This window comes from Amycolatopsis sp. 505, assembly GCF_031625235.1.
GTDB lineage: Bacteria > Actinomycetota > Actinomycetes > Mycobacteriales > Pseudonocardiaceae > Amycolatopsis.
The window spans coordinates 733,395-757,705 of the sequence record NZ_JACKQP010000001.1 but is presented as its reverse complement, the minus strand read 5'-3'; the positions used below and the strand labels follow the sequence as shown (position 1 = coordinate 757,705).

Sequence of the window (24,311 nt, the reverse complement as noted above, 5' to 3'; positions counted from 1 at the left end):
ACCGGTGCACGAGTAGAGCGGAGCCGACGTGTCTGTGCCTTCCCCAGCCCCCGGGGCGGGATCCCTCCCCGCTGCGCCGGGCGGCGCCCTCGACGACCTGCGGGCGTCGGTCGGGCTGCAGATCGCCGACGAAACCCTGCTGCGGTCGATCGCCGGCGGGCTGACCGAGGTCGAGAAGCTGCTGCGCGAGGTCGTCCGCAGTGACGTCCAGGCCGTCAACGACGCCGCGTTGCACCTGGTCGAGGCCGGGGGCAAACGCTTCCGTCCGCTGTTCACGCTGCTCGCCGCGCAGTTCGGCCCCAAGCAGGACGACCACGTGGTGATCGCCGCCGCCGCGGTGGAGCTGGTGCACCTGGCCACGCTCTACCACGACGACGTCATGGACGAGGCCACCATGCGGCGCGGCGCCGAGAGCGTCAACGCCCGCTGGGACAACACCATCGCCATCCTCACCGGCGACTTCCTCTTCGCGCACGCCTCGCGCCTGGTCGCCGACCTCGGCACGGACGCCGCGCGGATCATCGCCGAGACCTTCGGCGAGCTGGTCACCGGCCAGATGCGGGAGACCGTCGGCCCCGGCCCGGGTGACGACGCCGTCGCGCACTACCTCACCGTCATCGCGCAGAAGACCGGCTCGCTGATCGCCACCTCCGGCCGGTTCGGCGGCATGATGTCCGGCGCCGCCGAGGGGCACATCGAGGCGCTGCGCCGGTTCGGCGACATCATCGGCACCGCCTTCCAGATCTCCGACGACATCATCGACATCGCGTCGCCGTCCGACGAGCTCGGCAAGGCGCAGGGCACCGACCTGCGCGAAGGCGTCCGGACGTTGCCGATGCTGTACGCGCTGGCCGACCCGGAGACCGACCCGCGGCTGGTCGAGCTGCTGTCCGGCCCGATCGCCGACGACGCGCTCGTTCAGGAGGCGCTGGAGCTCCTCCGGGTCAGTAGCGGACTCGATCGAGCACGCGTCACCCTTTCCGACTACGCTCAGCGCGCGCGAGCCGAGCTCACCGCGCTGCCCGCGTCACCCGCCCGGGACGCGTGCGAGTCGGTCGCCGACTACCTGGTCGCGCGTACGCGCTGAGCACTTAACAGGGGCAGGAAAAGATGTCCATATTCGGACAGGTCTGGCTGTGGAGCCTCGCCGCGTTCTTCGTCGGGGTCCTCCTCACCTGGCTGGTGCTGGTGCTGCCGCTCCGCAAGAGCGTCCGCCGGCTGGAGAGCTCGCTGGCGCAGGCCCACGCCGACGCCGCGCGCACCCCCGCGAACGCCGCGACGGTCGGCAGCGGCACCGACGCCTTCCGGCGGCGCGAACCGGAGCCGTCCCGCCAGGAGACCTCCTACCCCGGCACGCTGGTCGCCGCGCCGCCGATCCACCGCGACGACGTCCACGACGACATCGACGAGGACTTCGCCGAGCTGGACGCGCAGGTGCCGTCCCGGATCCCGCCGGAGCCGGAGCCCGTCCGCGCGCCCGAGCCGGAGCTCGAGGAGGACGACCCGTACCGAAGCGCGGCCACCCAGTTCCTGACGTCGGACGAGGAGCCGGAGCAGGCCTCCGCGACCCAGTACCTGGCCCCGGTCGGCGATTCGTTCGACGACGAGCCGGAGCCCGAGTCGCCGGCGTTGTCGCGGCTCGAGCAGCTCGACACCGACTCCGCGGGCTCGCTGTTCCAGCCCCCGGCCGGCGAGGCGGCGGACACGCCGGACTGGTTCGACGACGAGGCCCCGTCCCAGCGGTCGGCGTTCGAAGAGCCGGTGGAGCGCACCCGCTTCATCACCGAACACCCCGGCTCGGTGCGCCAGGACGATCCGGAAGACGCCGAGCCGCCGCAGTACGCGTTCGGCGGTGACATCGCCGAAAGCGAACTGGACGTGCCGCCGGAGACCCCCGCTGAAGCGACGCAGGTGCTGCCGAAGCGACAGCCGCGGGAGGCGGTGCGCGGGGGGTTCGACGCGCCGCAGCCGATCCAGCCGTCGATGCGCACGGTCGAGCGCCGCGAACCGGACCTGTCCGGTGCACACAGCGGCTCGCTGTTCGAGCCGTCGGTCCAGCCGAACCAGGCGGCGGCCGCCGCGAGTGTCGCGGCCCCGGAGCCGCCCCCGGCCCGGCAGGTGGCGGGCGACTCGGTCCCGCCGGGCCCGTTCGGCCCCGGTTCGGCGATGCCGCGCCCGGGCGGCGGTGCCCCCAGCGACAGCTTCGCCGTGAAGGCCAGCGTCACGGCTTTGCGGTACTGCACCGAGGAATCGGCGCAGTTCCCGAAGATGGTCGCCGAGGTCTGGTTCCGGACGGCCGAAGACGCCGAGCGCGTCGGGTTCCGCCCGCTCAGCTGACGCCCGGCGCGGCCTGGAACAGCACGAGCGCCGCGCCGCCGGGATCGGTGACCACCACCAGGGAGCCGAACGGCAGATCGGTGCGCTCGCGCACCAAGGTTCCGCCCAGCGCCAGTGCTTTCGCCGCAGCAGCGTCCACATCGGACACCGGCGCGTAGGGCAGCCACTGCGGTGCCCGGTCGTCGCCGGGCGCCAGCTCGGTGAGGCCGCCCCAGGGCGCGCCGCCGGTCTTCAGCAGCGTGTCGTCGGCCTCCCAGCCCAGCAACTCGGCGAAGAACCGCTTGCTGCCCGCCGCGTCGGCGGTGCGGACGTCGAAGAACACGAAAGGTGAGTTGGGTCGCATGGCCTAAAACTTAGGACACGTGTCCCAATCGGGGCAACCCCGAATACGCCGAAGGCCGCCATGCACCGGGCATGGCGGCCTCCGGGAAGCAGTGGTTACGCGACCGTCCAGGTGTCCTTGCCGCGCAGCAGCCCCTGCAGGTCCGGCTTGCGGGCCGCGCGGGCCTCCTCGACCTGGGCACGGGCGCCGTCGTCGTACGTCGGGCGCTCGACCTGGCGGAGGATGCCCGTCGGGACGTGGTTGAGGTTCTGGTCGCCCAGGCGCGACAGCGCGAACGCGTACGACGTGTCCGCGATCGATGGGTCGTGCACGACGAGGTTGTCCTCGCCGATGTCCGCGACCTTGGCGACATCCAGGCCGCCCCAGTCGCCGCGCTTGACGCCGAACTCCTGGTTCGGGCCGAACCGGATCGGCTCGCCGGCGCGCAGCGGGATCAGGCGGGTGGCGGCCTCGTCGGCGTCCTTGAGGACGTCGAACGCACCGTCGTTGAAGATCGGGCAGTTCTGGTAGATCTCGACCAGCGCCGAGCCGCGGTGCTGCGCCGCCGCCTGGAGGACCTCGGTCAGGCCCTTGCGGTCGGAGTCCAGCGCGCGGCCCACGAACGACGCCTCCGCGCCGATCGCCAGCGAGAGCGGGTTGAACGGCGTGTCCACCGAACCCATCGGCGTCGACTTCGTGACCATGCCCTGCCCGGACGTCGGGGAGTACTGGCCCTTGGTCAGCCCGTAGATCCGGTTGTTGAACAGCAGGATCTTGATGTTCACGTTGCGCCGCAACGCGTGGATCAGGTGGTTGCCGCCGATGGACAGCGCGTCGCCGTCACCGGTGACGACCCACACCGACAGGTCCGGGCGGGTGGTCGCCAGGCCGGTCGCGATCGACGGCGCGCGGCCGTGGATCGAGTGCATGCCGTAGGTGTTGAGGTAGTACGGGAACCGCGACGAGCACCCGATGCCCGAGATGAAGACGATGTTCTCGCGCTTGAGGCCCAGCGTCGGCAGGAACGACTGGACGGCGTTGAGGACGACGTAGTCGCCGCAGCCCGGGCACCAGCGGACTTCCTGGTCGGACTTGTAGTCCTTGGCCTTCTGCGGCTCGTCGGTGGTGGGCACGAGGTCCAGGCCACCGATGGTGGGAAGCCCGATGTCGATTGCGGTCATTTCGCCGCCTCCGTAGTAACGCCGGTGATGATCTCCGAGAACAGGTTCTGCAGCTCTTCGGCCTTGAACGGCAGCCCGGCGACCTTGGTGTGCGAGTGGACGTCGACCAGGTACTTCGCCCGCAGCAGCAGCGCGAGCTGGCCCAGGTTCATCTCCGGCACCACGACCTTGTCGTAGCTGCGCAGGATGTCGCCGAGGTTGGCGGGCAGCGGGTTGAGGTGACGCAGGTGCGCCTGCGCGATCGGCAGGCCGAGCTTGCGCACGCGCCGGCAGGCCGCGCCGATCGGGCCGAACGAGCTGCCCCAGCCGAGCGCGAGCACGCGGGCTTTGCCGCCGCTGGGGTCGTCGACGACGAGGTCGGGGACGTCGATGCCGTCCACCTTCGCCTGCCGCAGCCGGACCATCTTGTCGTGGTTGTCGGGGTCGTAGGAGATGTGGCCGGTCTTGTCGGCCTTCTCCAGCCCGCCGATGCGGTGCTGCAGCCCCGGGGTGCCCGGGACCGCCCAGGCGCGGGCGAGGGTCTCGGGGTCGCGGACGTACGGCCAGAACTCGCCGGAGTCGTTGTCCGCGTTGGGTTCGCTGGCGAACTCGACCCGCAGGTCGGGCAGCTCGTCGACGTCCGGGATCAGCCACGGCTCGGAGCCGTTCGCGATCGCGCCGTCCGAGAGCAGCAGCACCGGCGTGCGGTACTTCAGCGCGATCCGGGTCGCCTCGACCGCCGCGTCGAAGCAGTCCGCCGGCGATAGCGGGGCGATGATCGGGACCGGCGACTCCCCGTTGCGGCCGTACATCGCCTGCAGCAGGTCGGCCTGCTCGGTCTTGGTCGGCAGGCCGGTGGACGGGCCGCCGCGCTGGACGTCGATGACGACCAGCGGCAGCTCCACCATCACGCCGAGGCCGACGGCTTCGGACTACAGCGCGACACCGGGCCCGGACGTCGAGGTGACGCCGAGCGCGCCGCCGTAGGACGCGCCGAGCGCGGCGCCGATGCCGGCGATCTCGTCCTCGGCCTGGAAGGTGATGATGCCGAAGTTCTTGTGCTTGGACAGCTCGTGGAGGATGTCCGAGGCCGGCGTGATCGGGTACGTGCCGAGCAGGATCTGCAGGCCCGAGCGCTGCCCGGCGGCCACGATCCCGTAGGCGAGCGCGGTGTTGCCGGTGATCTGCCGGTAGGTGCCCTGGGTCAGCTTCGCCGGGGCGACCTGGAACGTCGTCGCGAACGACTCGGTGGTCTCGCCGTAGTTCCAGCCCGCGCGGAAGGCGAGGATGTTCGCCTCGGCGATGTCCGGCTTCTTCGCGAACTTCTCGCGCAGGAACCGCTCGGTGCCCTCGGTCGGCCGGTGGTACATCCACGACAGCAGGCCGAGCGCGAACATGTTCTTGCAGCGCTCGGCGTCCTTCTTGCCGAGGCCGGTTTCGGCGAGCGCGCCCTGGGTCAGGGTCGACATGGCGACCCGGTGCACCTGGTAGGGCGTGAGCGTGTCGTCGTCCAGCGGGTCCGTCGCGTAGCCGACCTTGGTCAGGTTGCGCTTGATGAACTCGTCGGTGTTGAGGATGATCGTGCCGCCGTGCGGGACGTCGCCGAGGTTCGCCTTGAGCGCGGCCGGGTTCATCGCCACCAGCACGTCCGGCCGGTCGCCGGGGGTGAGGATGTCGTAGTCGGCGAAGTGCACCTGGAAGCTGGAGACGCCGGGGATGGTGCCCTGTGGCGCGCGGATCTCGGCGGGGAAGTTCGGCATCGTCGACAGGTCGTTGCCGAACGCGGCGGCTTCGGAGGTGAAGCGGTCGCCGGTCAGCTGCATGCCGTCACCGGAGTCGCCCGCGAACCGGATGACCACCCGGTCCAGCTTGCTGACCTCGGTCGGCCTGGTTGCGGCGAGCGAGCCGTGACCAGCGCCGTTGCCGTTCGCACTCGTGCTCATGGGTCAGGGATTCCCTCTCTCCCGACGGTACGGCTTCCGTTCGCCTGCCGGTGCCGCGGCTGCGTTCACCAGGTCTACTCCCGAGGTTAGCTCGCCCTCAACACCGATGTTGGTAGTGTCCCGGGTGTTGGACGACCTCTTCGGTGCTCTTCAATGTCCCCTTCGCAGGTCCGCCAGATACCTGTAACTCATGGTAACGGGTAGTCGCCGCGACGTGTTGTGATGCGCGTCTCCCGCGTCACGGCCGGGACCGGATCCGTTCCCGCATCAGGGAAAGCCGCTCGGCGAACTCCGGTGACGCCAGGGAGGCGAGCTGCGGCCGGATCTCGACGTCGACGGCGGCGCTGTGCTCGGCCAGGCCCGCGGTGGCGCGCAGGCTGCGCTTGGTGGCGAGCAGCGCTTCGCGCGGCGCGGTGACGGCGGGGTGAGCGAGCTCACGCGCGGCGGTCAGCAGTTCGTCATGGCCCCCGTCGACGACGCGCAGAGCCAGCCCGGCCCGCACGGCGGCTTCGGCGTCGAGCGGCTGCCCGAACAGGGTCATGGCGGCGGCCTGCTGGGGGCCGGCGATCCGCTGCGTCATCCAGGTCATCCCGCCCCCGGGGTGCAGCCCGAGTTCGAGGAACCGGGCGACGAACTTCGCCCGCGGCCCGGCCAGCCGGACATCGGCGGCGAGCGCGAGGTTCAGCCCGGCCCCGACGGCGGCACCCCCGACGGCGGCAATGGTCGGCAGGGTGCACTGCGCGACGGCGAGGAAGCCCGCGTAGATGGCCCGCAGGCCGGTTTCGTCGGCTTCGGCCAAGGCGGACAGATCGGCGCCGGCGCAGAAGGCGGGCGGAGTACCGGTGACGACGACGGCGTGCACGGCCTCATCCCGTTCGGCGGCGGCCACGGCGTCGGCGAGCTGCCCGGAGAGGTCGAGCGTCAGCGCGTTCCGGCTCCCGGGAGCGTCGACGGTGAGGAGGGCGACGCCGCCGGCGTGCTCGCTGACGATGCTGTCGGTCATCGGATCAGGGTATTGGTGGTGTGTGGCGGAACTGCTGGTGGTGCTGGTCGGCAACCTGCTGACGATGATCGACATGTCGGAGCTGTTCGGCGGACGGCGCCGCCGCTCCCGCGCCGCGGCCTCCGCGCGCGGCGAGCGGGTGGAGTACCCGTGTGTGCTGCGGTCCGAAGAGGTGACCGACGGCCGCGAACGGCGGGGCTGGATCGCGGTGGGCGAGGGGACGGCGACGTGGCGGACGCCGGGCGCGGAGCCGGTGCCGTTCGAGCTGGGCGAGCTGACGATGCAGGCGGTGGACCGCCAGGCGGTGACGTTCCAGTCACCGGGCGGCCGGACGGAGCTGCGCCTGCACCCGGACGAGGCACCACCGGTGCTGCGCGCGCTGGGCGGCTGAGCGCTTTCGGCCCTGCCCGGGTCGCGGCCGGGATAAGTCACCCTTCCGGTCTGAACCGGGGGCCGGAGGCCTCACTGCTCCGGAGTGGGCGGCCGCTCCAGCAGCCGCGAGAGCACCACCGTCGACACCGTCCGGTCCACGATCTCCAGCCCCCGCAGCCGCTCGAGCGCCGTCTCCAGGTGGTGGATGTCCGCCGCCCTCAGGTGGACGATCGCGTCCGCCGCGCCCGACACCGTGTACGCCGCCACCACCTCCGGCAACGGCTCCAAGCGGGCGCGGATGCGGGCCGGCGTGATGTTGCCCTGGCACGTGACCTCGACGAACGCCTCCGTTCCCCAGCCCAGCGCCTCCGGGTCGACCACCGCCGTGAAGCCGCGCAGGATGCCCGTTTCGAGGAGCCGGTCCACCCGCCTCTTCACCGCCGGCGCCGACAGGCCGACCACCTTGCCGATCTCCGCGTAGCTTGATCGCGCGTTCGCCACGAGGCACGAAACGATTCGCTGGTCGATGGTGTTCACACGCAACATCTAGCACAGATGCGCGCAGCGAACAGCGATTGATTGCGAGTTTAGGCGCGCCTTACCCTGCAACCATGCAGGCGATGCGCGTACCGACCACCCGTCGATACCTGATGTGTCCCCCGCGTCACTTCGCGGTGGACTACGTGATCAACCCCTGGATGGACCCGACCCAGCCGGTCAGCGCGGACGTCGCCGTCGCGCAGTGGACCGAGCTGCGCGACACCTATCGCCGCCTCGGCCACACCGTCGAGGAGATCGAGCCCCAGCCCGGCCTGCCCGACATGGTCTTCGCCGCCAACTCCGGCACCGTCGTCGACGGCCGCGTGCTCGGCTCGCGGTTCCGCGCCCCGCAGCGCGCCGCGGAAGCCGAGCACTTCCGCCGCTGGTTCGTCGAGCACGGCTACCGCGACATCACCATGCCGGAGAAGATCAACGAGGCCGAAGGCGACTTCGCCTGGACCGGCTCCCTGCTGCTCGCCGGCACCGGCTTCCGCACCGACCCGGCCGCGCACGCCGAGGCCCAGGAAGTCCTCGGCGTCCCGGTCGTCTCGCTGCAGCTGGTCGACCCGCGCTACTACCACCTCGACACCGCCCTGTTCGTGCTCGCCGAAGCGACCGACACGACCCGCGCGCAGATCGTCTACTACCCGGACGCCTTCTCGGCCGGCTCGCGCCGGGTGCTGGAGCGGCTGTTCCCGGACGCGGTCCTCGCGACCAGGGAAGACGCCGAGTGTTTCGGCCTCAACGGCGTGTCCGACGGCCGCAACGTCGTCCTGCCCGTCGAGGCCACCCGATTGGGTGAACTTCTCGCCGCGCGGGGGTACGAGCCTGTCTACGTCGACATCTCTGAGCTGCGGAAAGCCGGCGGCGGCCCGAAGTGCTGCACGCTGGAAATCCGCAAAGGCTAAATAACGGCAAAAATGTGTAACTCACCCGTTTGCCAGTGCGATTAATCGAAGTAACAAATCGACTACTCGCGGTGGCAGGCGGTGGGAGTGGTGACGGTGATCCTCGCCGTGCACGGGGTGGGCCGGCCGGCGCGCCAGCTCGACCCCGGTGAAGACGAGCGCTGGCTGACCGTCGAGCAGTTCGAGCGCGTCCTCGACGCCGCCGCGGACCGCGAAGACGTCCGGCTCACCTTCGACGACGGCAACGACTCCGACGTCGAGATCGTGCTGCCGCGGCTGGCCGAACGCGGGCTGACGGCGGAGTTCTTCCCGCTCGCCGGCCGGCTCGGGCAGCGCGGCTACCTCGACCGCGACGGCCTGCGCGAGCTCGTGCACGCCGGCATGGAGATCGGCTCGCACGGCTGGGAACCGCGCGACTGGCGGCGCCTCGACGACCGCCACGCCGACCGCGAGCTGAAGGACGCGCCGAAGCTGCTCGGCGACCTGTGCGGCCGGCCGGTCCGGCGGTACTCGCTGCCGTTCGGCGCCTACGACCGGCGCGTGCTCGCGCGGCTCCGCCAGGCGGGCGCGACCCGCGTGTATTCGAGCGACGGCGGCGCGGTCCACCCCGACGGCTGGCTCCAGCCCCGCACGGAGCTCCCGCACGACCTCGACGGAGATTGGCTCGACGGCGTCCTCGCCGGCTCCCGCCGACACGCGACCCGCTGGGCGAACCGCCTGTTCCGCCGCACTGCCCGGTAGGCGCGGGCCGCTCGCGCGCTGGGAGCCGGTCGCTTGTTGCCGGGTGGCGCGGGTGGGCGCGGGCCGCTCGCGGGCTGGGGGGCTGTTTGTGCCGCGTCGCCCGGTGGGCGCGGGCCGCTCGTGGGCTGGGGGCCGGTCGCTGGTTGCCGTGTCGCCCGGTGGCAGCGGGCCGCCCGCGGTCTGGGACGGGCTGCCTGTGCCGCGTCGCCCGGTGGGCGCGGGGCACACCAGGTGGGTTGCGTGCGGGCGCCGGCCGCTTGCGCCGGGTGGTGGTCTGCCCTGTTGCCGCGCCGCCCGCGTGGGCGCAGACCGGCTCACGCGTTGGGTAGCGAGCTACCCGCTACCGCGTTGGCCGCGCGAGCGGCAGCCGGGCCGCGCCAACCGGCGAGGCCCAACCGCCCTGTCCGTTAGGCGAACTTCGCCGGATCCCGGCCGGCCCGCCGCGTCCCGGCGAACGGGACACCCGCCGAACCGGTCGCCGCCGGGCCGAACCGGTGAGCAGGCTTTTCGTCAACTCCCGCCACCTGATGGGAAATTCCCGCCCCCGAAGGCCTTGAACGCGCCCGCCTCCGCGGTGCATCCTGGTGCCCCGCCGCCGTAAGGAAAGTTTCCTAACTAAAGGGAGCACCAGGAATGCGGAAACTGATCCTGCTCGCGACGCTCGCGCTGGCGTCGGCCGTGGTGCCGTCGGCCGTCGCGTCCGCGTCGCCCGCCCCGGCCGCGGCACCGGCCACCGTGGCCGCCGCCCCCACCGCCGCGCAGCTGCTCGCCAAGACCAACAGCTGCAAGCAGATTTCGAACGGCAAGTACAAGACCGACGAAGACGTCTCGAGCAAAACCGTCGCCGTCTGCGATGCCAACGGGGCCGTCTTCTGGAAAGCCGACATGGACATCGACTGCGACGGGCAGCGCACCTCGCAGTGCAACGAGGACACCGACTGCTGCTTCCAGGACGACACCGCGTTCCACCAGTCCGACGGCAAGCCGCTCAACGCCGCGAAGCTGCCCTACATCGTCGTGCCGAGCTCCAGCAGCATCTGGAAGTACTCTTCCTCCGGCCTCAAGGGCGGCGGCTCCTGCGCGGTGATCTACAACGGCAAGGTCGAGTACACCGTCATCGGCGACACCGGCCCGTCGCAGATCATCGGCGAAGCCTCCTACGCCACGGCGAAGGACCTCGGCATCAACCCCGACCCGTCCAACGGCGGCACCGACTCCGGCGTCACCTACATCTGCTTCAAGAACTCGACCGTCTCGCCGATCGAGAACCACAGCAACGCGGTGAGCAAGGGACAAAGCCTCGCCACCACGTTCGTGAACAACAACTGACGCGACCAATTCACGATCCGGCGGCGAACCGTGGGCGTAGTCCACCGTTCGCCGCCGGATCGAGACGCAATTCTCACCCGGATCCCTTGCGTCTCACCGCCAACTCACGCCGTCCCCCGTTCGCCGCGTCCGCGGTAACGATCCAGGGGCGCCCGCCGACCAACTTGAGGGTCGCGCGGAATAGCGGAGGTTTTGGCGTGAAGATCAGTGTCTTCGGGCTCGGTTACGTCGGCTGTGTCTCCGCCGCGTGCCTGGCGGGGCAGGGACACCGGGTGGTCGGCGTGGACGTCAACCCGGTGAAGATCGACCTGATCACCCAGGGCAACGCCCCGGTGGTCGAGGAGCGGATCGGCGAGCTGACCGCCGAGGTGGTCGCGAGCGGTGCGCTGAGAGCCACCACCGACGTCGCGGAAGCCGTCGCCGACAGCGAGATCTCGCTGGTCTGCGTCGGGACGCCGTCGGCGTCGAACGGCAGCCTCTCCACCGTCTACCTCGAGCGCGTCGCCGAGGAAATCGGGGAAGCCCTCGCCCGGAAGAACACGCGGCACACCGTCGTCTTCCGCAGCACCATGCTGCCGGGCACCTGCCTCGACCTGCTGGTCCCGATCCTGGAGAAGGCCTCGGGCCGCACCGCCGGGGTCGATTTCGGCGTCGCCGTGAACCCGGAGTTCCTGCGCGAAGGCACCAGCGTCCGCGACTTCTTCGACCCGCCGAAGACGGTCATCGGCGAGATCGACGAAGCCAGCGGCGACGCCGTCGCGGCGTTGTACGAGGGCCTGCCCGGCCCGGTTTTCCGGGTGCCGATCCCGGTCGCGGAAATGACGAAGTACGCCGACAACTCCTTCCACGGCCTGAAGATCGGGTTCGCGAACGAGCTCGGCGCGATCTGCCGGGCGCTGGGCCTCGACTCGCACCAGGTGATCGACGTCTTCCTCGCCGACACCAAGCTCAACATCAGCCCCGCCTACCTCAAGCCCGGGTTCGCCTTCGGCGGCTCGTGCCTGCCGAAGGACCTGCGCGGGCTCGTCTACGCCGCGCACCGGGCCGACGTCAGCGTGCCGATCCTGTCGCACGTGCTCGCGTCGAACGACGAACACCTGCAGCGGGCCTTCGACCTGGTCGCGCGCACCGGCAAGCGCAAGGTCGGGCTGTTCGGCCTGTCGTTCAAGCCGGGCACCGACGACCTGCGCGAGTCGCCGCTGGTCGAGCTGGCCGAGAAGCTGCTCGGCAAGGGCTACGACCTGAAGATCTACGACGCCAACGTCAGCCTCTCCCGGCTGATGGGGGCCAACCGCGAGTACATCGAGAGCCGGCTGCCGCACCTCGGCCAGCTGCTCGCCGGGACCGTCGACGAAGTCGTGAACCACGCCGACGTCCTGCTCGTGGGCACCAAGGACCCCGACGTGCTGGCGGCCCTGCCGCACGGCCGGGAGATCGTCGACCTCGTCCGCCTGCCCGACGCCGCCGAGCGTCGCCTTGAAGAGGGATACGCCGGCCTTGCCTGGTAAAGCGCTCATCCTCGTCGAAAACCTCTCCGTCCCCTTCGACCGGCGGGTCTGGCAGGAGTCCACGACCCTGCGCGACGCCGGGTGGGAAGTCCACGTGATCTGCCCGCAGGGCACGAAACGCGACACCGAGGCCGAAGCCGTCGTCGACGGCGTCCACATCCACCGCTACCCGCTCAAGGCGGCGACCGGCGGCCCCGCCGGCTACCTGCAGGAGTACGGCACCGCGCTGTGGCACACGCTGCGGCTGGCCCGCAAGGTCGGGCCGGTCGACGTCGTGCACGCCTGCAATCCGCCGGACCTGCTCTACCTGGTCGCGAAGGTGCTGAAGCGGCAGGGCGCGAGGTTCGTCTTCGACCAGCACGACCTGTGCCCCGAGCTGTACCTGTCGCGGTTCGACCGCGGGCAGGACCTGCTCTACCGCGGGGTCTGCGCGCTCGAACGCGCCACCTACCGCGCCGCCGACGTCGTCATCTCGACGAACGAGAGCTACAAGCAGGTCGCCCGGATCCGCGGCGGCAAGAAGCCCGAGGACGTCTTCGTGGTGCGCAGCGCCCCGGTCGTCGAGCGGTTCCACGAGGTGCCGGCCGAGCCCGAGCTGAAGAAGGGCAAGCCGCACCTGCTCGCCTACCTCGGCGTGATGGGCCCGCAGGACGGCGTCGACTACGCCCTGCGCGCGCTCGCGAAGCTGCGTGACGAGGTCGGCCGCACCGACTGGCACGCCGTGTTCGTCGGCTCCGGCGACGCGTTCGACGACATGGTCGCGCTGTCGGCGAAGCTCGGGCTGGCCAACCAGGTCGAGTTCACCGGCCGGATCTCGGACGAGGACCTGGTCCGCTACCTGTCCACCGCCGACGTCTGCCTGTCGCCGGACCCGCTGAACCCGCTCAACGACGTCTCCACGATGAACAAGGTCATGGAGTACATGGCGATGAGCAAGCCGATCGTCTCGTTCGAGCTGCGGGAAGCCCGGGTGTCCGCCGGCGACGCGGCCGTCTACGCCCCGGCGAACGACGAGTCGGCCTTCGCGAAGCTCGTCGCCCAGCTGCTCGACGACCCCGAGGAGCGGGCCCGGATGGGTAAGCTCGGCCAGGCCAGGGTGGCGGGTCCGCTCTCCTGGGAGAACTCCGCGAAGGCTCTGCTTGCCGCGTATGAGCACGCTGTGAAGTCCTGATCGCCATTCGGTCAAGAAGTCACCCGCACGTGTAACCAATGCTCCCGGTCTTACGACGGTTCGGGTAACCGGCCGATCAACTGAATCCGTTCGGCGTACCCGGCTCAGGAATGGAGACCCCGCCGTTGACTGACGACACGGTGCGCCTGGCCCTGGTCGGGCAGGTCCTGCGACGGCGATGGCGGCTGCTGGCCGTCCTCGCCGTCTTGGGCGCGCTGGTCGGCGCGGGAGCGTCGATCCTCTTCTCGCCCGGCTACAAGACCACCTCCGGCGTGCTGCTCCAGGGCCCGCGCCAAGCGGACGAGCTGCTGACCCAGGCCGACATCGCGAAGGCTTCGGTCGTGCTCGACCGCACGGCGGCCATGCTGCCGTGGCACCCCAGCGGCGCCGACCTGAAGGACCAGGTCAGCACGTCGGTGGCGCAGAGCAACGTCGTGACGATCACCGTCTCCGCCGACACCGCCGAGCACGCCCAGCAGCTCGCCGACCAGGTCGCCCAGCAGTACGTCAAGTTCTCCACGCAGCTGGCGACCAACTCCGCCGACGCCTCGGTGCAGCTCGCCCAGGAGCAACGCGAGTCGCTGCGCCAGCAGGTGAAGCTGACGACCGAGCGGATCAGCGACCTCGCCAAGAACGTCGGCGGCGACCTGACCGTGGAGAGCGTGCAGGTCCGCACGCAGCTCGAGGGCCTGAAGACGTCGCTGGAGCAGGCGATCAACGATCTCAACCAGGCCGACCTGGCCACCGGCGTCGGCAACACCGTGGTGCTCGGGCCGTCCCAGCGCCCGACGTCGCCGGCGGCCCCCACGATGACGCAGCTCGTCGCCGGGGGCGCGGTGCTGTTCTTCCTCTTCGGGGTGTTCGGCCACCTGTTCACCGCCCGCACCGACCGGCGGCTGCGGGGCGAGCCGCAGATCGCGTCCGCGCTCGGCGCGCCGATCCTGGCCGGCGTCGACGTCACCACCCCGGAGGGCGACCGCGCTCCGGCCACCGGCTTCCTCGGCAAGGTGCGGCACCTGCTCGGCGGGGACCGGCCGTGGGTGCTGCCCCCGGTCGCGACCTCGGCCGACGAGGTCAACCGCGACATCCGCTACCGCCGGGTGCTGGCCCGGCTGGCCACCGGCCCCGCCGACATCCTGCTGCTGGTGGCCGACGACGACGAGACCGGCCGCCTGGCCGCCGCCCAGCTCGCCGAGCTGGCCGACCGGCAGTCCCTGCCGCTGCGGGTCTTCGAGTTCTCGCCCGACCGGCCCACCGTGCCGGACGCCACGGCGAGTTCCGGGGTCCTGGTCGTGCTCGGCGCCGGCACGCGCACCGCGTGGCAGCTCGTCCGGCTCGCCGAGGCCTGCGCCGACGGGGGCCAGGAGATCGTCGGGGCCGTCCTCACCCACCCCGTCCGGCCGAGCGCGCCGGAGAAACCCGGACCCGCGGCGGAAGCCCCCGAGAAAGCCCTGGCAGGTTCGGCGTGACGACTCCTCCCGAAACCCCCGCCGCGCCGTTGGTCGACCTCCAGCGGCTGTTCATCGCGATCCGCCGCCGCAAGCGGATCTGGCTGGCCACGGCGCTGCTCGGGCTCATCGCCGGGGCGGCGCTCGCGGTCGTGCTGCCCGCGCCGCCGACCGCGGTCGCCAAGGTGATCGTGGTCCACCAGGACGACTCGCCGACCGACAGCGGCACGCTGATGCGCACCGACGTCGCCGTGCTGCAGACGGCCCCGATCGCCACGGGCGCGCTGAAGAAGGTCGGCAGCACCGACTCGCCCGAAGACTTCATGAAGAACTACGCGGGTCTGGGCCTGACGAACAACATCCTGCAGATCACCGTCAAGGCCAAGAGCAACGAAGAGGCCGTCGCGAAGGCCCAGGCGCTGGCCGAGACGTTCATCGCCGACCACGTCAAGCGCAGCCAGGCGGCCGCGGCCGCCCAGTCGCAGGCCATCCTCGACCAGCGGAAGAACGCCCAGGACGAGCTGGGCAAGGTCGAGCAGCAGATCGTCGAGGAGGAGGGCAAGGGCCGCCAGGCCAGCCAGCCCACTCTCGAGAACCTCTACAGCCGCCGCGCCGCGCTGACCGCGCAGATCTCGGACTTCACCTCGCGCGCCCAGCAGGCCGGCATCGGCAGCCCGCAGGTCGCCGCGGGCACCCAGGTCGTCGACGCGGCCCGCGCGCTGCCCAAGGCGTTCCTCAAGACCACCGCGACCAACGCCGGCATCGGGTTCGCGCTCGGCCTGGCCCTCGGGCTCGCGCTGGTCGCCATCGGTGCCGTCTCGCGGGACAAGCCGGTGCTGCGCCGCGAAATTTCGACGCACCTGGGTGCGTCCGTGATCGCGCAGCTGCCGTCGAAGCTGCGCGGGCCGGCCCGGCTGTGGCGGCGCTCGCGCGCGGTTTCCGAACGCCGGCGCGTCGCGACCACGCTGGCCAGGCTCATCAAGAAGGACCCGCGCGCGGTGTCGCTGCTGGAGCTCGGCGCGCCGAAGGTCGCGGCCGCGCTCAGCCTGGACGTCGCCGCCGAGCTCGCCGAGGACGGTGCCGCGAGTGTCGTCGACGACCTCCCGCGCGAGGACGTCCGCAAGCTCGCGCAGGAGACCAAGAGCGACATCTCGGTGCTCGGGGCCGGCGACCCGCCCGGGCAGCCGGAGGAGCGCCGCGTCGGCGTCGGCACGGTGTCGCCGGGCACGGCGTGGACCGATCTGGAGCACCTCGGCAAGGAGACCGTGCTGGTCGTGAAGGCCGGGCACGCGAACACGCTATGGCTGCACACGGTGGCGCGGCAGCTGGCCGACCAGGAGATCCCGATCCTCGGCGTCGTGCTGGTCGACCCGGACCCGCGCGACAAGTCCGACGGCACGCTGTGGGACGGCCTGCACACGGCCCTGCGCGGCCGCGGCCGCCCGGCAGCGGCGCCCGCCGCGGCTTCGGCCACGGCTTCGGCCGAGCACGAGGACCGCCTCGACGAGCTGGTCGCCCGCGTCGCCGAGCGCGTCGCCACTGAGCAGCCGACGCGCCGGTTCACCCCGGTCCGGCCGGTGCTCCAGCCGCCGCACACCCCCTCGCGGCCACCGGCGTCGCCGCTGCCGCCGCCGGGCGGGGTGAGCGTCCCGGACCACCTGAACGCGCCGACGAAGAAGTTCGCCCCGGTCAAGCCCCCGAAGCGGCCGACGCCGTTCAAGCGCGATCACGGCGAACCGAGCCACAAGGGCGATCTCGAACCCGAAAAGAACACTGTGACAACCGGGGCCTCGCCCCAGGCCGGGGGCTCCGCCACCCAGACCCCCGAAAAGAGTGCGTGAGTCTCCCGACCCGCGCCGCGACCGAAGGGGAACGCACCCGATGTGCGGCATCGCAGGCACCTACCTCTGGCCGGACGGCGGGCCGCTCACCGACCGGCTGACCAAGACGCTGGCCCACCGCGGCCCGGACGGCTCCGGCCGCTACGAGCACCGGGCCGGTCCCGGCCAAGTCCACTTGGGACACCGGCGGCTCTCGATCATCGACCTGTCCGAGACCGGCGCGCAGCCGATGGTCCTCGACGGGCTCGCGCTGAGCTACAACGGCGAGCTGTACAACGCGCCCGAGCTGCGGGCCGAGCTGGCCGCGGCCGGCGTGCGCTTCCGCGGGACGTCGGACACCGAGGTGCTGCTGCAGGCGTGGCGGCGCTGGGGCACCGACTGCCTGCCGAAGCTGCGCGGCATGTTCGCCTTCGCGCTGTTCGAGGAGGGCACCGGCGAGCTGTTCCTGGTCCGCGACCAGCTCGGCATCAAGCCGCTGTTCTTCGTCCAGCGCAACGGCGGGGTCGCCTTCGCCTCGGAGCTCAAAGCGCTCGCGGGTGAGCTCGGCGGGTCGCTGCAGGTCGACAACGCGGCCCTGATCGCGTCGCTGCTGTACTACTGGGTGCCGGACAGCCGGTGCGCGTACCAGGGCGCGGAAAAGCTGCAGCCGGGCACGTGGCTGCGCTGCCGCCCCGACGGCCAGGTCGACCGCGGCCGGTTCTGGTCACTGCGGGAGGTCGCCGAGGAGGGCGCGGCCTTCGACGGCGAAGTCGACCTGCACGAGGTGATCGCCGAGTCGACGGCCAAGCACCTGCTCTCGGACGTCCCGGTGGCGACCTTCCTGTCGGGCGGGCTGGACTCCAGCTACCTGACGGCGCTGGCCGCGCGGTCGCAGCCCGGGATATCGGCCTACACCATCGGGTTCCGGGCCGAGGACGCCAAGTTCGAGGCCATGCCCGACGACCTGAAGTACGCCCGGATCGTGGCGGAGCAGTTCGGCGTCGACCTGCACGAGATCGAGATCGCGCCGCAGGTGCTCGACCTGCTGCCGAAGATGACCTATCACCTCGACGAGCCGATCGGCGACCCGGCGGCGATCAACTCGTTCCTGATCTGCTCGGCCGCGCGCGAAGCCGGCGTCAAGGTGATGCTGTCCGGGATGGGCGCCGACGAGCTGTTCGCCGGCTACCGCAAGCACCTCGCGAACCTGATCGCGCTGCGCTACCACAAGGTGCCGAGCGCGGTCCGGCGCCCGGTCGAGTCCCTTGTGGACCGGTTGCCGGTGGCGTCGGCCAAGCGCGGCTACCGGTCGGTGCGGTTCGCCAAGCGGTTCCTGTCCTTCGCGGGCCTGCCCGAGGAAACGGCGTTCCGGCGCAGCTACACGATGTACGACCGCGCCGAGCTGCTCGGGCTGGTCAACCCGGACCTCGCGGCTTCTGTCGACGACGTCCTGACCGAGCACGCGGACACGTACAACGACCAGGCTTTGGACGACTTCGTCAACCGGATGTGCCTGGCCGACTCGCGGATGTTCCTGCCCGGGCTGAACCTGACCTACACCGACCGTTCGACGATGGCGGCGTCCACCGAGGTGCGGACCCCGTTCGTCGACGTCGAGGTCGTGCGGGCGGCGTTCAAGATCCCGGGGAACCGGAAGATCGTCGGCCGCGCCGGGAAGATGGCGCTGAAGAAGGCCGCCGAGAACATCCTGCCCGGCGAGATCGTGCACCGGCCGAAGGGCCTGTTCAGCGCGCCGCTGCGGGCCTGGATGAGCCGCGACCTGGCGCCGCTGGTGCGCGAAGTCGTCAACGAAGGCGTCCTCGTTTCGTCGGGCTTCCTGCAGCGCGAGGCGTTGCAGCGCATGGTGGCCGAGGACGCCGCCGGTCAGGAAGACCGCGGCAAGCACCTCTGGCACGTCTTGACCCTCGAGTATTGGTACCGGAACGCGATGTCTGGAGCGGGAGCGAAGTGAAGCAGGTAGTCCAGAACTACAAGAGCGGGGAACTGGCGCTCCTCGACGTGCCCGAGCCGGCCTGCAAGCCGGGCGGCGTGCTGGTGCGGACGGTGTACTCGCTGATCTCGACCGGCACCGAGATGATGAAGGTGTCCGAGGCCAGCATGTCCTTGGTGGGCAAGGCGAAGGCCCGCCCCGACCAGGTCGCGAAGGTCATGCAGAGCGTGGCCACCAACGGCCTCTCGGCGACCTACCGCAAGGTGACGTCCAAACTGGACTCCTACACCCCGCTCGGCTACTCGCTGTGCGGTGTCGTCGAGCAGGTCGGCGACGGCATCACCGACGTGAAGGTCGGCGACCTGGTGGCCTGCGCGGGCAACGAGCACGCCCTGCACGCCGAGCTGAACTGGGTGCCCAAGAACCTCTACTCGCCGGTGCCCGCCGGCGTCGACCCGCGGCACGCGGCGTTCGGCACCGTCGGGTCGATCGCCATGCAGGGCGTCCGCCGCGGCGAGCCGCAGATCGGTGACGTCGCCCTGGTCATCGGCCTCGGCCTGATCGGCCAGCTCGTGGTGCAGCTGCTGGCGTCGTCCGGCGTGCGCGTGGTCGGCGTGGACCCGGACCCGGAGCGCTGCAAGCTCGCCGAGAGCCTCGGCGCGCTGACCTGCGCGCACCCGGCGTCCGGCATCGTGGACACGGCGGTGGACGAGCTGACGCACGGCGCGGGCGTCGACCAGACGTACCTCGCGGCGGGCGGCAACACGAACGACCCGGTGGAGCTGGCCGCGAAGCTGTCGCGCGACCGCGGCCGCGTGATCGACATCGGCAAGTGCAAGCTCGACCTGCCGTGGAACGCCTACTACGAAAAGGAACTCGACGTCCGGTTCTCGCGGTCGTACGGACCGGGCCGCTACGACCCGTCGTACGAGCTGGAGGGGCGGGACTACCCGATCGGCCAGGTCCGCTGGACCGAGCGTCGCAACCTCGAGTGCGTCCTCGACCTGATCGCGCGCGACCGCCTGGACGTCGAGCCGCTGATCACGCACGTCGCGGACTTCTCCGACGCCGTCTCGACGTACCAGTCGCTGAACGAGGGCGCGCTGAAGGCGGTGGCGGTGCTGTTCCGCTATCCGGACGGGGTCGCCCGGACGGAGCCGGTCGTGACGTCGGCGCGCGTCGGCGTGGCAGCGGCTCCGGCGGCCGCCCTGCCGGCCGGTCAGCCGGTGCGCCTGGGCTTCATCGGGGCGGGCAACTACGCGTCGTCGATGCTGCTGCCGCACCTGGTCGAGCGCCCGGACGTGCAGCTCAAGCACGTCGCGACGACGTCCGCGCTGTCGGGCGCCAACGCCCGCCGCAAGTTCGGCTTCGCGGCGGCGTCGACGAACATCGACGACGTCCTCGGCGACTCGTCGATCGACGCGGTGTTCGTCGTGACCCGGCACAGCTCGCACGCGGAGCTGACCCGCCAGGCGCTGCTGGCGGGCAAGACGGTGTTCGTCGAGAAGCCGCTGGCGCTGTCTTCCGAAGAGTTGCAGAAGGTCCTCGACGCGATCGAGGAGTCCGGCAACGACCGCCTCCAGGTGGGCTTCAACCGCCGGTTCGCCCCGCTGCTGCACGAGGCCCGCGACCAGTTCGGCCCGCGCGTCGGCCCGGCGAGCGTCCGTTACCTGGTGAACGCGGGCCGACTCGACCACGGCAGCTGGTACAACCAGACGGATTCGGAAGGGTCCCGCTTCGCCGGCGAGGGCGGCCACTTCATCGACACGGTGAGCTGGCTCCTCGACGCCGACCCGGTCTCGGTGTACGCGACGGGAGACCTCCAGGTGACCCTCGGCTACGCGGACGGGTCGACGGCGGTGATCACGTACGCCGAGACGGGCTCATCGGGCTTCCCGAAGGAGACCCTGGACCTGGTCGCGGACGGCAAGGTCCTGAAGTTCGACGACTTCGTGCGAGCGTCGGTGTACTCGCGCAAGAAGTGGGCCAGTTCCCGCATCCCGAAGGGCCGCGACAAGGGCCAGGCCGCAGAGGTCGAGGCGTTCCTGACGGCGGTCCGGACGGGCGCGCCGATGCCGATCTCGATCGCTTCCCTGGCGGCAACGACCCTGGCGACGTTGGCCGCCCAGACGAGCGCGGCGAACGCGGCGCCGGTGCGGATCGAGTTGCCGCAGAAGACGGGCGCCCCGGCATGACGAGCGGGCTGGAGCCGGGGGGCCCGAAATGATGGGTCCCGGCTGGTACCTGCGCCGGCTCTCGCGGATGGGGCCGGCGGAGGTGGTCGGCCGTGCGCGGCATGCCGTCGTTCAGCGGCAGTGGCGGTCCGCGCTGCCCACTCCGCCGGACTGGCCGCCGCACCCGCGTTTCACCGCGACGCTGCCCGCCGGGGTGCTCGGCAAGGTGTCCGGCGAAGCCGTCGCGCGGCTGGTGGCCACCGCCGACGAGCTGATGGCGGGCCGCGCGGAGTACTTCGGCGTCGAACGGACGGATTTCGCGGCGCCCGACTGGTTCCTCGACCCCAAGACCGGGCGTCGCGCGCCCTCGGACGTGTACGCGTTCGACGTGCCGTACCGGTCGGAAGACACGGTCGGCGACATCAAGCAGATCTGGGAACCGTCGCGGCACCAGCACCTCACCGTGCTGGCCACGGCGTACGCTCTGACCGGGTCCTCCGCCTACGCCGAGCGCGCGGCGGAGCACCTGCGTTCGTGGTGGGCCGCCAATCCGCCGTTGCGGGGGCCGCACTGGGTGAGCGGCATCGAGCTGGGCATCCGGCTGCTGTCGTGGGTCTGGACGCGCCGGCTGCTCGACGGCTGGCCGGGCGCGACGGAGCTGTTCGAGCAGAACCCGGACTTCCAGCTCCAGCTGTGGCACCACCAGAACTGGCTCGCGACCCTGCGCAGCCACGGTTCGTCGGCGAACAACCACGTCATCGCCGAGGACGCCGGGCTGCTGGCCGCCGCCTGCGCGTTCGGCTGGTTCCCGGAGTCGGCGAGCTGGCGAACCGCGGCGATGCGCTCGCTGGACGTCCAACTGGGGCGCAACACCTTCGCGTCCGGGCTCAACGCGGAACTGGCCTCCGAGTACCACGGCCTGGTGCTGGAACTCGGCCTGGCGGCGGCGGTCGAGGCCGACGCCGCCGGCACCCCGGTGCCGGATTCGACCTGGGACGTCCTGCTCTGGATGACCGACGCCTTGGCGTCTATTGTGGACAACAGGCTGCGCCCGCCCCGCCAGGGCGACGCCGACGACGGCTTCGGCCTGATCGTCGACGGCACGGCGACCGACCGCTGGGCGTCGCTGCTGGCTTCGGGGGAGGCGTTGTTCGGCCGTCTCGACTGGTGGCCGGCGGTCCCCGGCGACGACGTCCGCACGGCGCTGTTCGCGTCTCTCGCCTCGCGGACTCCGCGCGCTTCGGGTGTCCGCCCGGGCAAGCGTCCGGCGCACCTGCGGGACGCGGGGATGACGATCCTGCGCTCGGGCCCGGTGTGGGTCCGCTGCGACGGAGGCCCCCACGGGTTCCTGTCGATCGCGGCGCACGCCCACGCCGACGCGCTTTCGCTGGAGGTCCGCCACGACGGTGTCGACGTGCTCGCCGACCCGGGCACGTTCTGCTACCACGGCGAGCCGCAGTGGCGGTCGTACTTCCGGTCGACGCTCGGCCACAACACGCTCGAGCTGGCCGGCCGCGACCAGTCGGTGTCGGGCGGGCCGTTCCTGTGGACCCGCCACGCGGTGACGAAGGTCCTGGACGTCCAGACCCCGGACGACGGGCCCTCCCGCTGGTCGGCCGCCCACGACGGCTACGCCCCGGCACTCCACCGCCGCACGGTCGAGCTGGCCGGTGACGTGCTCAAGATCGACGACGAGGTGCTGGGCGATGGCGCCCCCGGACCCGCGCGGCTGGCGTTCCACTTCGGGCCGTCGGTGACGGTCATGCTCGACGGCACCACCGCCCGCCTCCGCTGGACGGCGGAGGAAGCGAGGGCGTCCGATGCCGCCGCCGATCCGCTCGTCGGGCGGGTCTCCGGTTCGCTCGGCGGTGCCGTGCGCACCGCCGTGATGGAGTTGCCGTCCGAACTTGCGTGGACCGTGCACCGGGGTGATGCTGAGCCGCCGCTGGGGTGGTACTCCGCGGGGTTCGGACGCAAGGAACCCGCCACCACCCTCGTCGGCTCCGGGTCGCCCGGACACCTCACCACCCTGCTCCGCTTCAGTTAGGACCCGCCCGTGACAGCCCGCCGCTTCCGACTCCGCCGTGCCGCTCCGCTGCTCGGTGTCCTGCTCACGGTCGCGGCGTGCTCGGGCGGGCCGGACACCGACGGCGGCCCGGCCCAGGCCACCGCGGCTCCCAGCGGGTCGGTCGCCGCGGTGTGCGACAAGCAGCCGGCCGGCCCCGCGGCCGCGCCGGCCGGGGCCGTCGTCGTCGACCCCGCCGTGCCGGGGGACCTGGCGGCGAAGACCCGCTCGGCCGGCTCCGGAACGACGTTCTGGCTCAAGCCCGGCAAGCACATCCTCGGCGACGACAAGTACGACCAGGTGTCGCCCAAGGACGGGGACGTCTACCTCGGCGCCCCCGGCGCGGTGCTCGACGGCCGGAGGATCAACCAGTACGCCTTCACCGGGCACGCCACCAACGTCAAGATCAACTACCTGACCGTGCAGGGCTTCGTCGCTCCGCACGACGAAGGCGTCGTCAACCACGACTCCGGCGACGGCTGGGTGATCGAGCACTCGACCATCCAGGACAACGACGGCGCCGGCCTCATGGCGGGCGCGCGCCAGCAGGTGCGCGGCAACTGCCTGCGCCGCAACGGCCAGTACGGCATGAACGCCTACTCCGGCGGCACGCCGCTCACCGCGCTGGTCGTCGAGGGCAACGAGATCGCCGGCAACAACACCGGCGACTGGGAAGCGAAGATCGAAGGCTGCGGCTGCAGTGGCGGGGTCAAGTTCTGGGACGTGAACGGCGCCGACGTGCGCGGCAACTGGGTGCACGACAACCACGGCACCGGGCTGTGGGCCGACACGAACAACAACGACTTCCTCATCGAGGGCAACCTCATCGAGAACAACGACAGCGCCGCGCTGATCTACGAGATCAGCTACAACGCCGTCATCCGGGACAACACGATCCGCAAGAACAACTGGGCCGACGGCCGCCGGTACGCCGACAAGAGCGACAACTTCCCGACGTCGGCGATCTACATCTCCGAGTCCGGCGGCGAGCCGCGGATCAAGGCGCGCACCGCGAAGATCGAGATCTCCCGCAACTACCTGGAGAACAACTGGTCCGGGATCACGCTGTGGGAGAACGCCGACCGGTTCTGCAACAGCCCGGCCAACACCTCCTCGGGTGACTGCACCAAGCTGGTGCCGGCGGTCAAGCAGTGCGCGGCCCCGGCGATCACCAGCGGTGCGCTGCTGGCCGACTGCCGCTGGAAGACCCAGCACGTCGACATCCACGACAACAAGTTCGTCCTCGACCAGGCGGTCGTGGGCTGCCAGGCCTCGTGCGGCCGGATGGGCCTGCTGTCGAACTTCGGCAGCTACCCGGACTGGTCGCCGTACCGCGGCGACGACGTCCAGGAAGCGATCACGTTCAAGCAGGACAACCGCTGGCACGACAACAGCTACGCCGGTCCGTGGACGTTCATCGCCTACTCGGCCGACCGTGTCCTGGAAATCGGCGAGTGGGAGGGTGCGCCGTACTCGCAGGACAGCGGGAGCACCTTCACCGCGCAGGGCGGAGGCTGAC

18 protein-coding genes and 1 pseudogene are annotated in these 24,311 nt (G+C 71.2%); 14 read left to right on the top strand and 5 right to left on the bottom strand.

Annotated elements, in window-relative coordinates; all coding sequences use genetic code 11:
* Positions 1 to 34 precede the first annotated feature (34 nt).
* Complete coding sequence (locus H5965_RS03550; protein WP_310968487.1) at positions 35 to 1,087, top strand: polyprenyl synthetase family protein; 1,053 nt, start codon at positions 35 to 37, stop codon at positions 1,085 to 1,087.
* 23 nt (positions 1,088 to 1,110) lie between these two features.
* Complete coding sequence (locus H5965_RS03545) at positions 1,111 to 2,337, top strand: hypothetical protein (RefSeq protein WP_310967861.1); 1,227 nt, start codon at positions 1,111 to 1,113, stop codon at positions 2,335 to 2,337.
* Here the strand turns inward: H5965_RS03545 and H5965_RS03540 are convergent.
* The 4 genes and pseudogenes from H5965_RS03540 to H5965_RS03525 form a co-directional block, all read right to left on the bottom strand.
* Positions 2,330 to 2,680, bottom strand: coding sequence for a VOC family protein (locus tag H5965_RS03540; RefSeq protein ID WP_310967860.1), 351 nt, complete (start codon positions 2,678 to 2,680; stop codon positions 2,330 to 2,332). The two genes, H5965_RS03545 and H5965_RS03540, sit on opposite strands and share 8 nt — an antisense overlap.
* Positions 2,681 to 2,775: 95 nt before the next feature.
* Positions 2,776 to 3,840 (bottom strand): 2-oxoacid:ferredoxin oxidoreductase subunit beta, encoded by a 1,065-nt coding sequence (locus H5965_RS03535; protein WP_310967859.1) that lies wholly within the window; start codon positions 3,838 to 3,840, stop codon positions 2,776 to 2,778.
* A pseudogene (locus H5965_RS03530) lies at positions 3,837 to 5,762 on the bottom strand (2-oxoacid:acceptor oxidoreductase subunit alpha). Before H5965_RS03530 ends, H5965_RS03535 begins: the two are co-directional and overlap by 4 nt.
* 238 nt (positions 5,763 to 6,000) lie before the next feature.
* Positions 6,001 to 6,765: an enoyl-CoA hydratase gene (locus H5965_RS03525; protein WP_310967858.1), complete on the bottom strand. Its 765-nt coding sequence runs from the start codon at positions 6,763 to 6,765 to the stop codon at positions 6,001 to 6,003.
* A gap of 22 nt (positions 6,766 to 6,787) precedes the next feature.
* On the opposite strand from H5965_RS03525, the gene H5965_RS03520 reads away from it, so the two are divergent.
* On the top strand, positions 6,788 to 7,156 hold the full coding sequence (locus tag H5965_RS03520) for a hypothetical protein (RefSeq protein ID WP_310967857.1): 369 nt from the start codon (positions 6,788 to 6,790) through the stop codon (positions 7,154 to 7,156).
* Between the two features lie 71 nt (positions 7,157 to 7,227).
* Here the strand turns inward: H5965_RS03520 and H5965_RS03515 are convergent, their stop codons facing one another.
* Positions 7,228 to 7,674 carry an Lrp/AsnC family transcriptional regulator gene (locus H5965_RS03515; protein ID WP_033261465.1) on the bottom strand — a complete coding sequence of 149 codons (447 nt, stop codon included), beginning with the start codon at positions 7,672 to 7,674 and terminating at the stop codon, positions 7,228 to 7,230.
* A gap of 83 nt (positions 7,675 to 7,757) precedes the next feature.
* Between H5965_RS03515 and ddaH the strand changes: the two genes are divergently transcribed.
* The 11 genes from ddaH to H5965_RS03460 all read left to right on the top strand — a co-directional run bounded on the left by ddaH (position 7,758) and on the right by H5965_RS03460 (position 24,310).
* A complete protein-coding gene (gene ddaH / locus H5965_RS03510) occupies positions 7,758 to 8,585 on the top strand; it encodes a dimethylargininase (protein WP_396136855.1) in 828 nt (275 codons plus the stop codon).
* A gap of 81 nt (positions 8,586 to 8,666) precedes the next feature.
* The gene (locus H5965_RS03505; protein WP_310967855.1) at positions 8,667 to 9,326 is read left to right on the top strand and encodes a polysaccharide deacetylase family protein; all 660 of its coding nucleotides are present in this window, start codon (positions 8,667 to 8,669) and stop codon (positions 9,324 to 9,326) included.
* Positions 9,327 to 9,959: 633 nt separating this feature from the next.
* Complete coding sequence (locus tag H5965_RS03500) at positions 9,960 to 10,655, top strand: glycoside hydrolase family 75 protein (protein WP_310967854.1); 696 nt, start codon at positions 9,960 to 9,962, stop codon at positions 10,653 to 10,655.
* A 197-nt stretch (positions 10,656 to 10,852) separates the two neighbouring features.
* Positions 10,853 to 12,163 (top strand): nucleotide sugar dehydrogenase, encoded by a 1,311-nt coding sequence (locus H5965_RS03495; RefSeq protein ID WP_310967853.1) that lies wholly within the window; start codon positions 10,853 to 10,855, stop codon positions 12,161 to 12,163.
* Positions 12,153 to 13,334 (top strand): glycosyltransferase family 4 protein, encoded by a 1,182-nt coding sequence (locus H5965_RS03490; RefSeq protein ID WP_310967852.1) that lies wholly within the window; start codon positions 12,153 to 12,155, stop codon positions 13,332 to 13,334. Before H5965_RS03495 ends, H5965_RS03490 begins: the two co-directional genes overlap by 11 nt.
* A 110-nt stretch (positions 13,335 to 13,444) precedes the next feature.
* Entirely contained in the window at positions 13,445 to 14,803 is a 1,359-nt protein-coding gene (locus H5965_RS03485) for an exopolysaccharide biosynthesis protein (RefSeq protein WP_310967851.1), read from the top strand.
* Positions 14,800 to 16,623: a Wzz/FepE/Etk N-terminal domain-containing protein gene (locus H5965_RS03480; protein WP_310967850.1), complete on the top strand. Its 1,824-nt coding sequence runs from the start codon at positions 14,800 to 14,802 to the stop codon at positions 16,621 to 16,623. Before H5965_RS03485 ends, H5965_RS03480 begins: the two co-directional genes overlap by 4 nt.
* A 40-nt stretch (positions 16,624 to 16,663) precedes the next feature.
* Positions 16,664 to 18,574, top strand: coding sequence for an asparagine synthase (glutamine-hydrolyzing) (gene asnB / locus H5965_RS03475; protein WP_310967849.1), 1,911 nt, complete (start codon positions 16,664 to 16,666; stop codon positions 18,572 to 18,574).
* Complete coding sequence (locus tag H5965_RS03470; protein WP_310967848.1) at positions 18,571 to 20,748, top strand: bi-domain-containing oxidoreductase; 2,178 nt, start codon at positions 18,571 to 18,573, stop codon at positions 20,746 to 20,748. Before asnB ends, H5965_RS03470 begins: the two co-directional genes overlap by 4 nt.
* Positions 20,749 to 20,776: 28 nt before the next feature.
* The gene (locus tag H5965_RS03465; protein WP_310967847.1) at positions 20,777 to 22,774 is read left to right on the top strand and encodes an alginate lyase family protein; all 1,998 of its coding nucleotides are present in this window, start codon (positions 20,777 to 20,779) and stop codon (positions 22,772 to 22,774) included.
* 9 nt (positions 22,775 to 22,783) lie between these two features.
* Positions 22,784 to 24,310 (top strand): right-handed parallel beta-helix repeat-containing protein, encoded by a 1,527-nt coding sequence (locus H5965_RS03460; protein ID WP_310967846.1) that lies wholly within the window; start codon positions 22,784 to 22,786, stop codon positions 24,308 to 24,310.
* Position 24,311: the final 1 nt, after the last annotated feature.